General features: G+C 61.3%; 11 protein-coding genes. 7 read left to right on the forward strand and 4 right to left on the reverse strand.

What is annotated here, in order from left to right; genetic code table 11:
- The 3 genes from ITX55_RS01965 to ITX55_RS01975 all read left to right on the forward strand — a co-directional run bounded on the left by ITX55_RS01965 (window position 1) and on the right by ITX55_RS01975 (window position 5,093).
- A complete protein-coding gene (locus tag ITX55_RS01965) occupies window positions 1-3,138 on the forward strand; it encodes an efflux RND transporter permease subunit (RefSeq protein ID WP_108680754.1) in 3,138 nt (1,045 codons plus the stop codon).
- A 1-nt stretch (window position 3,139) separates the two neighbouring features.
- On the forward strand, window positions 3,140-4,582 hold the full coding sequence (locus ITX55_RS01970) for an efflux transporter outer membrane subunit (protein WP_159085277.1): 1,443 nt from the start codon (window positions 3,140-3,142) through the stop codon (window positions 4,580-4,582).
- 157 nt (window positions 4,583-4,739) lie between these two features.
- On the forward strand, window positions 4,740-5,093 hold the full coding sequence (locus ITX55_RS01975) for a DUF1493 family protein (protein WP_033650369.1): 354 nt from the start codon (window positions 4,740-4,742) through the stop codon (window positions 5,091-5,093).
- Between the two features lie 7 nt (window positions 5,094-5,100).
- Here ITX55_RS01975 and ITX55_RS01980 read toward each other — a convergent pair whose 3' ends face one another.
- Window positions 5,101-5,670, reverse strand: coding sequence for a DJ-1/PfpI family protein (locus ITX55_RS01980; protein WP_033643121.1), 570 nt, complete (start codon window positions 5,668-5,670; stop codon window positions 5,101-5,103).
- Between the two features lie 133 nt (window positions 5,671-5,803).
- Here ITX55_RS01980 and ITX55_RS01985 point away from each other — a divergent pair, with 133 nt between their 5' ends.
- Entirely contained in the window at window positions 5,804-7,342 is a 1,539-nt protein-coding gene (locus ITX55_RS01985; RefSeq protein WP_046898328.1) for a long-chain fatty acid--CoA ligase, read from the forward strand.
- Between the two features lie 39 nt (window positions 7,343-7,381).
- On the opposite strand, the gene ITX55_RS01990 is transcribed toward ITX55_RS01985, so the two are convergent.
- Together ITX55_RS01990 and ITX55_RS01995 are read right to left on the reverse strand one after the other, a co-directional pair.
- The gene (locus ITX55_RS01990) at window positions 7,382-8,656 is read right to left on the reverse strand and encodes a Glu/Leu/Phe/Val dehydrogenase (protein WP_033643119.1); all 1,275 of its coding nucleotides are present in this window, start codon (window positions 8,654-8,656) and stop codon (window positions 7,382-7,384) included.
- A 546-nt stretch (window positions 8,657-9,202) separates the two neighbouring features.
- Entirely contained in the window at window positions 9,203-9,550 is a 348-nt protein-coding gene (locus tag ITX55_RS01995; RefSeq protein ID WP_033643118.1) for an antibiotic biosynthesis monooxygenase, read from the reverse strand.
- Window positions 9,551-10,062: 512 nt separating this feature from the next.
- Here ITX55_RS01995 and ITX55_RS02000 point away from each other — a divergent pair.
- Complete coding sequence (locus ITX55_RS02000; protein WP_042784528.1) at window positions 10,063-10,683, forward strand: transcriptional regulator; 621 nt, start codon at window positions 10,063-10,065, stop codon at window positions 10,681-10,683.
- 49 nt (window positions 10,684-10,732) lie between these two features.
- Here the strand turns inward: ITX55_RS02000 and ITX55_RS02005 are convergent, their stop codons facing one another.
- Window positions 10,733-12,922 carry a TonB-dependent siderophore receptor gene (locus tag ITX55_RS02005; RefSeq protein WP_042784526.1) on the reverse strand — a complete coding sequence of 730 codons (2,190 nt, stop codon included), beginning with the start codon at window positions 12,920-12,922 and terminating at the stop codon, window positions 10,733-10,735.
- 202 nt (window positions 12,923-13,124) lie between these two features.
- On the opposite strand from ITX55_RS02005, the gene fes reads away from it, so the two are divergent.
- Both fes and ITX55_RS02015 read left to right on the forward strand, forming a co-directional pair.
- Window positions 13,125-14,432, forward strand: a complete 1,308-nt coding sequence (gene fes, locus ITX55_RS02010) for an enterochelin esterase (protein WP_255612162.1) — start codon at window positions 13,125-13,127, stop codon at window positions 14,430-14,432.
- A 29-nt stretch (window positions 14,433-14,461) separates the two neighbouring features.
- The gene (locus tag ITX55_RS02015; RefSeq protein WP_223084747.1) at window positions 14,462-14,686 is read left to right on the forward strand and encodes an MbtH family protein; all 225 of its coding nucleotides are present in this window, start codon (window positions 14,462-14,464) and stop codon (window positions 14,684-14,686) included.
- Window positions 14,687-14,698: the final 12 nt, after the last annotated feature.

Genomic DNA, 14,698 nt, shown 5'->3' on the forward strand with positions numbered 1-14,698 from the left:
ATGGCGCAGTTCTTTATCCGGCGTCCGGTATTCGCCTGGGTGATCGCCATCATCATCATGCTGTGCGGTCTGATGTCGATCAATTCATTGCCCGTCTCGCAGTACCCGGACGTCTCACCGCCGCAGATCGCCATCTCCGCCACCTACCCGGGCGCGGACGCGGAAACGCTGGAAAACAGCGTCACCCAGGTGATTGAGCAGCAGCTCACCGGCCTGGACGGCCTGCTGTATTTCTCGTCGACCAGCAGCGCCAGCGGCTCGGTCAGCATCAACGTTACCTTTGAGCAGGGCACCGATCCGGATATCGCTCAGGTGCAGGTGCAAAACAAGGTGCAGCAGGCGGAAAGTCGTCTGCCGAGCGCCGTTACCGCGCAGGGCGTGACGGTCAAAAAATCCCAGAGCAGCTTTCTGCTGATCGTCGGGCTGTATGACGAAAGCGACAAGGCGACGATGGCCGATATCTCCGACTATCTGGTCAGCAACCTGCAGGATCCGCTGTCGCGCATCGAGGGCGTCGGGGACGTACAGGTGTTCGGCTCGGAATACGCGATGCGCATCTGGCTGGATCCGACCAAACTGGCGAGCTTTTCGCTGATGCCTTCCGACGTGCAGACGGCGATCGAGGCGCAAAACACCCAGGTGTCCGCCGGCAAGATAGGCGATCTGCCGGCCGCCGCCGACCAGCAGCTGACCGCCACGGTGAAGGCGCAGTCGCGGCTGCAAACGCCGGAACAGTTCCGCAATATCATCCTGAAAAGCGACAGCAACGGGGCGCTGGTGCGGCTGGGCGACGTGGCGCGGGTTGAGCTGGGCAACGAAGACTACTCCGCCAGCGCGCACCTCAACGGCCACCCGGCGGCGGGGATCGCGGTCAAGCTGGCGGCGGGCGCCAACGCCCTGAGCACCGCCAAGCTGGTAAAGGCCAAGGTGGCGGAATACCAAAGCGCCATGCCGCAGGGCTACAAGGTGGCCTACCCGAAAGACAGCACCGACTTCATCAACATCTCGATCGAAGAGGTGGTGAAAACGCTGTTTGAAGCGGTGGCGTTAGTGGTGGTAGTGATGTTCGTGTTCCTGCAAAACCTGCGCACCACGCTGATCCCGACCATTACCGTGCCGGTGGTGTTGCTGGGCACCTTCGGCGTGCTGGCGGCGTTCGGCTATTCGATCAATACCCTGACGCTGTTCGGCATGGTGTTGGCGATCGGGCTATTGGTGGATGACGCCATTGTGGTGGTGGAAAACGTCGAACGGGTGATGCACGAGGATAAGCTGCCGCCGCGCGAGGCGACGGAGAAATCGATGCGCGAAATCACCGGCGCGCTGGTCGGCATCGCGCTGGTGCTGTCGGCGGTGTTTCTGCCGATGGCGTTCTTCGGCGGCTCCACCGGGGTGATCTACCGCCAGTTTTCGATCACCGTCGTCTCCTCGATGGTGTTGTCGGTGGTGCTGGCGTTGACGCTGGCGCCGGCCTTGTGCGCCACGTTGCTGAAACCCGCGCACGACGCGCAGACCGACAAAGGCTTGCTGGGCAAATTCAACCGCGGCTATGACCGGCTGCAGGCGAAGTACGCCGACAAGGTCGGCGCAGTGATCCACCGGCCAACGCGCTATCTGCTGCTGTACGGCCTGCTGTTGATCGCCGCCGCCGTAATGTATCTGCGTTTGCCGACCGGCTTCCTGCCCAACGAGGATCAGGGCTCGGTGATGGTGCAGTACACCTTGCCGGCCGGCGCCACCAACGCGCGCACCTCGGCGGTGAGCGAGGCGGTGACCGCCTATTTTCTCGACCAGGAAAAGGCCAACGTCAGCACCATTTTCACCATCAACGGCTTCGGTTTCAGCGGCAGCGGGCAAAACGCCGGCATGGCGTTCGTCAGCCTCAAAGACTGGAGCCAACGCGGCGGCAGCGAAAACACCGCCGACGCCATCGCCAAACGCGCCATGGCGCACTTTGCCTCGCTGCGCGACGCCCAGGTGTTCTCCATGAGCCCGCCGGCGATCGACGGCTTTGGCCAATCCGACGGCTTTACCTTCGAGCTGCAGGCCAAGGGGGCGACCACCCGCGCCGAGCTGCAGGCGATGCGCGATCAGATCGTCGCCGCCGCCGGCAACAACCCGGCGCTGCTGGCGGTGCGCGCCAACACCTTGCCGGACACCCCGCAGCTGCAGGTAGCGATCGACAACGGCAAACTGCAGGCACTCGGCCTGAGCGCCGCGGACGTCAACAGCACCCTCAGCAGCGCGTTCGGCAGCACCTACATCAACGACTTTATCGACCGCAACCGGGTGAAAAAAGTCTATATGCAGGGCGACGTGCAGTACCGCGCCAAGCCGGAAGACCTCGACCGCTGGTTTGTGCGCGGCACCAATGCATCGGGCGCCAGCAGCATGACGCCGTTCTCCGCCTTTGCGTCTTCGCACTGGATCTACGGGCCGGAGAACCTGGCGCGCTATAACGGGCTGTCGTCGTTCGAGATCACCGGGCAGGGCGCCGCCGGTGTCAGTTCCGGTACGGCAATGAGCGAGATGGAGAAACTGGCGGCGAAATACTCCGCCGGCAGCAGCTACTCCTGGAGCGGGCTGTCCTATCAGGAACGGCTGACCAGCGGCCAGGCGTCGTCGCTGTACGCGATTTCGCTCATCGTGGTGTTCCTGTGCCTGGCGGCGCTGTATGAGAGCTGGTCGATTCCGTTCGCGGTGATGTTGGTGGTGCCGATGGGCGTGGTGGGCTCACTGCTGGCGATCACGCTGCGCGGGCTGGAAAACGACATCTACTTCCAGGTGGCGCTGCTCACCATCATCGGGCTGTCGGCGAAGAACGCCATTTTGATCGTCGAGTTCGCCGAGGAGATGCACCAGCGGGGGGAAACGCTGATTGGCGCGGCGGTCCACGCGGCGCGCATGCGCCTGCGGCCGATCCTGATGACCTCGCTGGCGTTCACCGCCGGGGTGCTGCCGCTGGCGGTATCCAGCGGCGCCGGCGCCAACAGCCGAATCGCCATCGGCACCGGCATTATCGGCGGCACGATCACCGCCACCGCCTTGGCGATCTTTTTCGTACCGCTGTTTTATGTGTTGGTGCGCCGCATGTTTACCCGTCGGCCCACCAACTCGCCGTCGCAGGCAGGAGAATAACGTGTTGCAACGAGTCATGATGTTAACTTTACCGCTGCTGCTGAGCGGGTGTCTGTCGCTGGATCCGCACTACCAGCGCCCGGCGGCGCCGGTGCCCGCCAACCTGCCGCAGGGCGAGGCCGCCGGCAAACAGGCGTTGAGCTACCCGGACGTCGCCTGGCGCGACTATGTGCAGGACGCCAGGCTGCGGCAGGTGGTGGCGATGGGGCTGAACAGCAGCCGCGATCTGCGTGAGGCGATCGCCAATATCGCTTCGGCGCGCGCCCTGTACGGTGAGCAGCGCTCGGCGCTGTTCCCGACGATCAACGCCACCGCCGACGGCAGCCGCGGGCGTTCGCTGACCGGCAACGGCAATGCCACCGCCATCAGCCAGAGTTACGAAGCGCAGGGCGGCGTCAGCGCGTTCGAGCTGGATCTGTTCGGCAAGAACGCCAGCCTGTCGCGGGCGGCGTTCGAAACCTATCTGGCCAACTCGGAAGCGGCGAAAAGCACCCGTCTGACGCTGATCGCCGATATCGTCACCGACTGGGTGGCGGTGGCGGCCGAGCGCAGCAATCTGGCGGTGGCGCAGCAGACGATGGAAAGCGCCAAACGTTCGCTGGACGTGACGCGCAACAATCAACAGCACGGCATTTCGTCGCTGGTCGACGTGGCGTCGGCGGAAACCGTTTATCAACAGGCGCGATCGGACGCCGCCAGCTACGCCACCCTCGCCGCGCAGGCGAAAAACGCGCTGGATTTGGCGGTGGGGCAAAGCGTGCCGGAAAACCTGCTGCCCGACGGTATCGATGCGCTCGGCGAAATCATGCGCAATCTGCCGGCCGGGGTGTCTTCGCAGGTGCTGCTGACGCGGCCGGATGTGCTGCAGGCCGAGCATAATCTGAAATCCGCCAACGCCAACATCGGCTCGGCGCGTGCGGCGTTCTTCCCGTCGATCAGCCTGACCGCCAGCGGCGGCGTGGGCAGCGGTGAACTCTCGGCGCTGTTCAGCCACGGCGCCGGCGTCTGGTCGTTCGCCCCGAGCATCAGCCTGCCGATCTTCAGCGGCGGCTATAACACGGCTCAGCTCCACTACACCCAGGCGCAGAAAGACCTGTATGTCGCCACCTATGAGAAAGCGGTGCAGACGGCATTTCAGGAAACCGCCGACGCGCTGGCGCGCAAAGCCACGCTGCAGGAACAGTTGGCGGCGCAAACCGGCTATGTGGCGGCGGCGCAGCAATATTATCGCCTGGCCGAACTGCGTTACCGCCAGGGCGTGGACAGCTACCTGACGCTGCTGGACGCGCACCGCACGCTGTATACGGCGCAGCAGTCGCTGATCGCCGCACAGCAGACCGCGTACGACAATCAGGCGACCCTGTATAAAGTGTTGGGCGGCGGGGTTGCCGCCGAGCGGCAGGGGGACGGCGTCATCGCCGATAAGGCGGCGCTCAGCCGCTAACCGTCGACCGCGCGCGCCGCGAATTGGGCGGCGCGCGGTTTACTTATGGAAAGTGTAAAGAAACGGAAAACCCGCGCGGCGGCCCGAACTCGCCGCGGCGGGCAGAGTCAGACAGATAATTGCATTCACCTTTTCTTCATATCGGCTCGAGGTCGTCATGGCAGAAGACATTCAGCAACAGGTCATCGCGCTTATCGCCGCATTCAACGCACCGAGGCGGCAGAAGAAGGGGGCGGTCATCACCCCGGAAACCGAGATTAACACCGCGCTCAACCTGTCGTTCAGCGACTCCAACACGCTGATGCGCCGCTACTTCGATACCTTCGGCGTCGACAGCAGCAATTACAACCACGAGCTGTATTTCCAGCCGCCGAGCAATACCGGGCGCTGGTTTTCCCCCTCCGCCTGTAAAGAACACACCCGGCCGCTGTGCGTATCGATGCTGGTGCGCTCGGCGCGCGCCAAACGCTGGCTGTACGACATCCATTTTCTTATCGAGCAATTGCGCTAGCGCCAGGTTACTGCTCCAGCAGCTCGGCGAACTTCGCCAGCCACTGCGGATGCGCCGGCCAGGCCGGGGCGGTGACCAGGTTGCCGTCGACGTGCGCCTGATCGATGCCGATCTCCGCATAATGGCCGCCGCCGAGCCGCACCTCCGGGGCGCAAGCCGGGTAGGCGCTGCAGGTGCGGCCCTTCAACACCCCGGCCGCCGCCAGCAGCTGCGGGCCGTGGCAAACGGCAGCGATCGGTTTTTTGGCGGCGTCGAACGCCTGCACCAGCGCGATCACGTCGGGATTCAGGCGCAGGTATTCGGGCGCCCGACCGCCGGGGATCAACAGCGCGTCATAGTGTTCTTCTTTGGCGGCGGCAAAGTCGGCGTTCAGGGTAAAACGATGACCGGGTTTCTCGCTGTAGGTCTGCGCGCCGTCAAAGTCGTGGATCGCGGTCTGGATGTAGTCGCCGACGGCTTTGTCGGGGCACACGGCATCCACCCAATGGCCAAGCATTTGCAATGCCTGAAACGGCACCATGGTTTCGTAATCTTCGGCGTAGTCGCCGACCAGCATCAGGATTTTTTTCTTGCTCATGATCACAACTCCTGCAGGAGGGGGAATGCCTAAGGTATAGCCCAGCGCCCCTGGGAATGCGAACCGCAAAGCGCCTATCTATACTCGTGATACTGCGGCGCTTTCTCGCCGCTCAACCCAGGGAGGATCCCCGATGCTGAATCTGGCTACCTTGCTTGAAGAAAGTGCGCGCACCTGGCCGGAACGGCCGGCGGTGATACAGGACGATATACCGCTCAGCTATCGGGCGCTGAATGAAATGGCCAACCGGGTGGCGAATTTACTGGTCGCGCGCGGCGTGCAGCCCGGTGAGCGAGTGGCGCTGGCCTGCCCCAATCGGCCGGAGTTTCCGGCTATCTATTACGGCATTCTCAAAAGCGGCGCGGTGGTGGTGCCGCTCAATATTCTGCTTAAGAGCGCAGAGTTCGACTATTACCTGGCGGACTCGGCGGCGGTGGCGTTGTTTTGCTTCGAAGGTAGCAGCGGCCTGCCGTTGGGGGAAGAGGCGCTGCGGGCGGCGGCGAAGGCGGAGCAATGCCGTGAGGTGTTTATCATCGGCGATCGGCTGCCGCTCGAAGGCGAACGTTTCAGCACGGCGATAGCCGCACAGGCCACCGAGTTCGCTTCGGCCGCGACGCTCGAAAGCGACACGGCGGTGGTGCTATATACCAGCGGCACCACCGGCCGGGCCAAAGGGGCTGAGTTGACCCACGCCAACCTGGTGCTTAACGCGCTGGGATCGGTGCGGCTGTTCGACGGCTCGGAAACGGATCCCGATCGCCATCTGGTGACGTTGCCGCTGTTCCACACGTTTGGTTCGACGGTGCAGATGAATGCCGGATTTTCCGCCGCCGCCACCCTGGTGCTGGTCGAACGCTTCGACGCCGCGCAGGCCATCGCGCTGATGCAGCGGCACGGCATTACCTTTTTTGCCGGCGTGCCGACCATGTATTGGGCGTTGTTGAATGCGCTGGATGAGCATACGGATATCGAGCGCCTGCGCAGCACGCTGCGTATGGCGGTGTCCGGCGGGGCCAGCCTGCCGGTGCAGATCCTGGAGGATTTCTCGCGCCGCTTCGGCGTCAACATTCTCGAAGGGTATGGGCTGTCGGAAACCAGCCCGGTCGCCACCTTTAACCATCCGCACCGCGTGACCAAACCCGGCTCTATCGGCCAACCGATCTGGGGCGTGGAGGTTCGCTTGCTCGACGTCACCGGACAACCGATCGACGGTGTCGATCAGGTGGGAGAGATCGCGGTGCGCGGCTACAACATCATGAAAGGCTATCTGAACCGTCCCGAGGCGACGGCGGAAGTGCTGGAAAACGGCTGGTTCCGCACCGGCGATCTGGCGCGCCGCGATGCCGACGGCTTCTATTTCATCGTCGATCGGGCCAAGGACATGATCATTCGCGGCGGGTTCAACGTCTATCCGCGCGAGATTGAAGAGGCGCTGATTCGCCATCCGGCGGTGTCGTTGGTGGCGGTGATCGGTGTCGAGCATCCTTCGCTGGGTGAAGAGATCAAAGCGGTGGTGGTGTTGAAAGAGACGGAGGAGCCGATCGAGGAAGAGGCGCTGATCGCCTGGAGCCGGGAGAGGCTGGCGGCGTTCAAGTATCCGCGTATCGTCGAGTTTGTCGAACGCTTGCCGATGACCAGTACCGGTAAGGTGTTGAAACGCTGTTTGCGCTGAGGAAAATCCGGCCTGCCGGGGCAGGCCGGGAAACGGGCATCAACCTGGGTAGATGCCACGCTCTTTACGTGCGGTCAGGATGCGCTCGCAAGCCACGATATAAGCGGCGGTGCGCAGGCTGCACTCTTTCTCTGCGGCCTTGTTCCAGACGTGGACCATCGCGTCGGTCATGATCTTGTCCATACGCTCGTTGATCTCGGACTCGCTCCAGAAGTAGCTCGCCATGTCCTGCACCCACTCGAAGTAACTGACCGTTACGCCGCCGGCGTTACAGATAACGTCCGGAACCACGGTGATGTTACGGGAACGCAGAATGTCGTCCGCTTCTGGGAAGGTTGGGCCGTTAGCCCCTTCCAGCACCAGCTTGGCGCTGAGGATTTCGGCGCGCTGACGGGTGATCTGGCCTTCCAGCGCCGCAGGGATCAGGATGTCCATGTCAACCGACCAGAACGCTTCGCTTTCGATCTCGCTGGCGCCTGGGAAACCGGCGATCTGCTTGTGCTTGGCCTGGTATTCGGTCAGCGCGGCCAGATCGATGCCGTTGGCGTTGAACAGGGTAGCGGAGTGGTCCTGGATGGTGACGACGCGAGCGCCGACGCCGACGAACAGGCGAGCCGCTTCGCTGCCCACGTTACCGAAGCCTTGCACCGCCACTTTGGCGCCTTCGATCTGCACGCCCAGACGCTTGGCCACTTCGCTGCCGGTCACGAACACGCCGCGGCCGGTCGCTTTCTCACGGCCCAGGGAGCCGCCGAGGTGGATTGGCTTACCGGTTACCACGCCGGTGATGGTGGTGCCGTGGTTCATGGAGTAGGTATCCATCATCCAGGCCATCACTTTGGCGTTGGTGCCGACGTCCGGCGCAGGAATGTCTTTCTGTGGCCCGATGATGAAGCCGATTTCGCTGGTGTAGCGGCGGGTCAGTCGCTCCAGTTCACCTTCAGACAGTTTGAACGGATCGACGCGGATGCCGCCCTTGGCGCCGCCGTACGGCAGGTTGACCGCGGCACACTTGATGGTCATCCAGGCGGACAGGGCCATCACTTCGTTCAGATCGACGTCAGGGTGGAAGCGGATACCGCCTTTACCCGGCCCGCGCGACAGGTTGTGCTGTACGCGGAAGCCTTCGAAGTGACGGATGGTGCCATCGTCCATCTGCAGCGGGATATCGACAATCAAAGCGCGTTTAGGGTGACGCAGCGTATCAACCCAGCGTGAGAGGTCGCCGAGGTAAGGGGCGACGCGATCGATTTGTTGCAGATATGTAGCCCAAGCGGTGGTGCTGCTGTCTGAAGCGTAGGATAGCTTTTCCATAACCAACCTTTATATTTTAGAGGTATTTATTTCGTTTAACCGTGGATTAGCAAGCGCATAACACTTTGCGCCGCTAAATTTACCACTAATTATGCCGGTTGTTAGCCCCCCGCTCATCGGGCCAGCGGACGGTTTTTCGCCGCCTGCAGGGCGGTAAATGAATAGTTAATTACTTTTGGCCGGGCGTTAGCGGGCACATGCATACTTTATGCATATAAAACGCATAAAAACCCTTTATATCTATTTTTCAGAAGCTTGAATGTGATCAAAAAGTTTCATTTTATTTAACTGCTATGTTGACAATGGCGTTTCCCCTCGGCAGCGTTAAAATCCTGTTAAAACGCCGTCTGCCGCCGCGTTTTGCCTGGGCAGCGAGAAGCGTGATTCGGGGTTGTTTTACTGTATTGCGGCAGAGAGTGGGCTGAAAAGCGTGTTCACCTGAAACGGACGGGTGACCGCGAGCGGCCGGCCACCCGTTCTGGTTTGGCGAATCAGCGTTTCGTTTAAAGAAGACCGCGCCGCGGTGGCGTGGTCATCCGATACGTATTAGGCGCCAGTATGCTGATAGCGTTGTAATTCCACCGGTTCAGCGCCGATACTCGCCAGATATTCTTTGACGGACGCCGGCGCGGAAGCTTGCGTAAATTGGTAGATGTTTTCATCCGCATCCAACAGCGTCTCCCATTTTACAATGTTCACCCAGCGAGGCTCATTGTCTACGCTGATGCCCGAGTCACGCGAAATAAACCCGTTCTGGTTCGAGATAAATTCCTCTTCTACGCGCTTGTCCAATACGGCAAACGCTTCAGGGCTGAGTGAGGCCGGCAGTTTAAAACTTGAAATTTCAATAATGTAGCTGTTGGCGGAACAGTCCGCCTTGGATTCATAATTCATAATAAAAGTCCTTTAAATTAAATTGCTTATACAACTCAAATTAAGCTGCATCCTTATTGCAGTACTGCAGGTTAAATTTATTCCTGATGTCTGAAATAAATAATTAGGAATAATCCGAATTGGCGCTTTGCTTTATGCAAAACATGATGATTTGTATGAGATTTTTCTTGCATAAGGGAGTTTGCTAATCAACTCACTAACGGCCTGAAGCAATAATTCAATAACGGTGGTGCAGTTATTAATGTCATTGGCAAGGGGGCGGTTTTTAAATAAAAAACGGTAGGTGAACGGCGTGGTTAACCTATTTCCGTTTTCTCTTTGAAGGGGCGGGCGTTATTTCGCCGGTGACCGGCAATGGCCAATCATGCCCCCCCGTCGGGATAAAAGGTCACTTGCGGCGCAGCCGGTAGTGAGAGGGGAACCAACGCCATCCGCTCGGCAAGCGGCGGCAACTGCGGTATGCTAAGCGGCTGAACAACAAACCAAACCGGGCTATACGGAGACACCCCAGCGTGGCGAATTCTTCTTCTCAACTTGAACTGTTGCGGTCGGTCGCCGACGGCATCGCGGCCCTGTTTTTCCCGAATGCGGAAGTGGTGATCCACGATTTGGCCGCCAACAAGATAGCCTACCTGGCGAACAACCTGTCGAAGCGCAAACCGGGCGACGACGCGGGGCTGGAAGATTTCACGTTTGATGGCGGCGCCAACGTGACCGGCCCCTACGAAAAGCTGAACTGGGACGGCAAAAAGATGCGCTCGGTGAGCATCGCCGCGCGCGACGAGCAGGGTAACCCCAGCTATCTGCTGTGCATCAACCTGAGCACCGCGATGTTCGAGGACGCCCGCAACGCGCTGGATATGTTCCTGTCGGTCACGCGATTGCAGCCGCAGCCGCAACAGCTGTTCAAAGACGACTGGCAAGAGAAGATCAATACCTTCCTGCATGACTGGCTGCGGCGCGAGAACGCTGCGCTCGGCGCGCTGAGCCGCGAACAGAAACGGCGGCTGGTCAGCGATCTCTATCATCAGGGGGCGTTCAAGGCCAAAAGCGCGGCGGACTATATCGCCAACGTGCTGTCGATGGGGCGCGCCACGGTGTACAAGCATCTGCGGGAATTGAAGCAAGAGTAAACGCGGCGGGAAAGGTGGAAGAAAGGGCGGCGCTGGCCGCCCCTTTTCGTTACCAGCGGTAGTTCACCGAAGCGATGACGCTGCGGCCGCTGCCGTAGAAGCAGGCGTACTCGCCGCTGCAGGATGAAACGTATTTCTTGTCCGTCAGGTTCTGCACGTTGAGCTGCAGCGCCGCACCGCGCAGCGCCGGCGAGGCCTGGCCGAGATCATATTTCACCATGGCGTCGTACAGCGTGTAGTGCGGCACGTCGTACTGGCCGGTGGCGTCGGCCGGCGCATCGCCGATGTAACGCACGCCGCTGCCGACGGTCAGGCCGTTGAGCGCACCGCTCAGGAAGCTGTAGCTGCCCCAGGCGGACGCCGCGTGGCGCGGAATGCCCGCCGGGCTGTGGCCGATTTCGTCCGCCGAGTTGGAGTCTTTGGTCACCACGTCGGTGTAGGTGTAGGCGGCGATCAGCTTGATCTCCGGCGTCGGCTGAGCGTGCACTTCCGCCTCAATCCCTTTGGATTTCACCTCACCGATCTGCTCGTAGGCGGAGGTGAGACGGTTGTAAGACGCCACATTGCGCTGGGTGATGTCGAACCAGGAGAGGGTCAGCAGGGTGTTGCCGCCCGGGATCTGGTACTTCACGCCCACCTCGGTTTGTTTGCCGGTGGTCGGCTTGAGCGGGTCGGCGCCCGGCGCGCTCGGGTACAGGTTAGGATCGAACGAGGTGCTGTAGCTGACGTACGGCGAAATGCCGTTGTCGAAGGCGTAGAGCAGGCCCGCACGGCCGGTGAACTGGGCATCATTGTAGGTCTGCTCTTTGCCGCCGCTGGTGCGATCGCGGGTGTTGACCTGCGACCAGTCCTGACGGCCGGACAGCAGCAGGTTCCAGTTATTCCACGCCAGCTGGTCCTGCAGATACACCCCGACCTGATTCAGCGTCTTCAAATCGCTGGAAGCCAGCGCCAGCGTGCTGCCATCGATGCTGGGGCGAACCGGGTTGGCCCAGTCGATCGGGTAATCGTTGCCGCGATCGCGATACATCTTCGAATCGATATGGCTGTAGCGGTAATCCAATCCGCCCAGCACCGTGTGCTTCACCTCGCCGGTGTCGAACAGGCCCTTCAGCTGGTTATCCACGCCAAACTCGTTGGTCATCTGCGTTTCATGCTGCGCCATGCGGGTGACGGTGTGGTCGTTGACCTTCGAGTTTACGTTATAAACCAGATATTTATAGTCCTCATCACGGTGGGTGAAACGCAGGTTCTGGGTAAACGACAGCGCATCGCTGAAGTTGTGCTCGAGGCTGTAGCCGATCGACGCCTGCTCGCGCCGCGACTTGTTGAAGCTGGGTTCGCTGATGTTGAAGTCATAGGGCACATAGCCCGCGCTGGTCGGGAACAGCGTGCCGGCGCGCGGCAGGAAGTTGCGCGATCCGGCTTTCGGATCGTTCTGGTAGCTGGTCAGCAGCGTAAAACTGGTGTCTTCGTTCGGCAGCCAGGTGAAGGCCGGGGCGATGGCCACCCGTTGCTGCTTGCTGTCTTTGACAAACTCATGTTCGGTTCTGGCGATACCGTTCAGGCGATAGAACAGGGTGTTGTCGTCGTTGAGTTTGCCGCCGAAGTCGAACGCCGTTTCCGCCAGATGACGGTTGCCGGTGCTGAATTTAACTTCGTGAATGCTCTGGGCGGTAGGGCGTTTGCTGGTCATCACCACCACGCCGCCGGGGCTGACCTGGCCGTAAAGCACGCCGGCCGGGCCGTGCACCATTTCCACGCGCTCCAGCAACCAGGGATCGATCTGCCCGGCGCCGCCGTTTTGGCTCGAGAGGCCAAAGTGCAGGCCGTCGAGCAGCTTGGGCGCGTAACGGAAGCCGCGGCTGATCACTTCGTCATTGCGGTTGGAATTGCCGCGATAGGTGGTGATCACCCCGCTGGTGTAGTTCAAGGCGTCGGCGACCGACGCCGGTTCCTGGTCGTTCATTTGCTCGCGCGTCACCACCGAGATGGACTGCGGGGTTTTGCTCAGCGGGGCGGCGGTTTTGGTGCCGGCGGCGCTCTCTTTGGCGACGATCCCTTTGACGGGCGCGGTCACGCTGCTCTGCGCGTCGGCGGTCACCACCATCGTCTCGTCCGCCGCGGCAAAAGCGTTTTGCGCGAAGGGCAGTAGCGCCAGCGTCGCCCCCAGCAACAGCCGGTTGGCGGACATCGCCTCTGCGCTATCGTTTTCTATCCCTTTGTTTCTAATATTCATTATCTCTCCTGCATGCCTACTTTTGTGTGTAATGCCACCCTGATAAACCCCGCAATGCCGATGAATACGCTTTCCCTCGTCGACGCGGAGACGTCGCGTTTGCACGACGGCAAAAATCCGACAAATAGTATTGAAAATGATAATGAGTATCAATACGATTGTCAGGTTTTGTAAAAGTCACGCACGTTATGTAAGGGGCGCTATGGAGTTTTTGCCGGAAAAGAGGCCAGAACAGGGCCATGAGGGATTGGCGGCGCACTGGCTGCGTGAGGCGGCGGCGGGGCAACCCGCATGGTGGCAGAAGGTTGCCGCTCATGGCACGCCTGTCGTCGACGCGCACGATGAACAGCACGTCAGAATGACCTGGCTATGGCGCGATCCTGCCGGCGACGAGCGGCTCTCGCCGATATGCCGGGTCTATGCCGATATCAACGGCATTACCGACCATCACAGCACGTCCCCCAGCAGCCTGAAAAGGCTCCCCGGCACCGACGTTTGGTACGGCGCGGCCGTTGTCGATCGCCGCTGGCGCGGCAGTTACAGCCTGATCCCGATTAGGGCGCGGGATCTTCCTCCCGTCTTCAGCGACGACGAAACGTTGCGCGATCGCCAGCAGCGCGCCTGGTGGGTATCGCTGTTCCCGTTGGCGATCGCCGATCCGCTGAATCGCACCTCGCTGGGGCCGGCTTATCGCCCGCGCGCCGTTTCCCTGGCTCAGGGGCCGGACGCGGACGACCAAAGCGCCTGGCAGGCCGCCGATCGGCCGTTGGATGAAGCGCGGCTACAACTTTTTCACTGGCACAGCGAACGGCTGGGCACCCGGCGGCGCGTGTGGCTGTATGCCGGCGGCGAGGCGGCGGACAACGCCAACCGCCCGCTGGTGCTGCTGCTCGACGGCCAGAACTGGATCGAAAGGCACGCATTGCTGCCGGTGATTGAGAACGAGACCGCAAAAGGGCATCTGCCGCCCGCGTGCTGGCTGCTGATCGATGCGATCGATGGCGAACACAGGGAAAACGAGCTGCCTTGCAACGCCGCCTTTTGGCAGGCGGTGATCGACGAACTGCTGCCGCAGGCGCAGCGGCGCGAACCGTTCAGCGAAGAGGGGGCGCGCACCGTGGTCGCCGGCCAGAGCTACGGCGGGCTGGCGGCGTTATACGCCGGCCTGCACTGGCCCGAGCGCTTCGGCCATGTGCTGAGCCAGTCCGGCTCCTTCTGGTGGCCCACGGTGCAATTCGTTACCCAGTTTGAAAAACGCCACGAGTTGGAGGAAGGCTGGTTGATACGCCAGGTTCGGCAGCGCGGCGCGACCGCGCCGACGCTCACCGTGATTCAGCAAGCCGGCGATCGGGAGGCGGACATCGAATTCGTCAATCGCCAGATGCACCAGGCGCTGACGGCGGCCGGGCATCGTGCCGACTACCGCGTGTATTCCGGCGGACATGACGCGCTCTGCTGGCGCGGCGGTCTGGTGGACGGCGTGCGCCGGCTGCTTTCCGCAATGAAGTAATTCCACATTTTGACAGACAGGTAAGGCAAATGACTCAGGAACAACAAAACCCGTTCGATGACGAAAGTCTCCGTTTCTCCGTGTTGGTCAACGCGCAACAGCAGTACTCGCTGTGGCCGCAGTTTGCCGATACGCCGCCGGGATGGCGCGTGTTGATGGGGCCGGCGTCGCGCGGTGAATGTATCGACTATATCGAAGCGCACTGGCAGGACATGCGGCCGACGTCGTTGAAAGCGGCGGATGCGCCGCGTTAATCGCCGCACAGC

The sequence above is a fragment of the Serratia sp. EWG9 genome (assembly GCF_019913725.1).
Classification (GTDB): domain Bacteria; phylum Pseudomonadota; class Gammaproteobacteria; order Enterobacterales; family Enterobacteriaceae; genus Serratia; species Serratia ureilytica.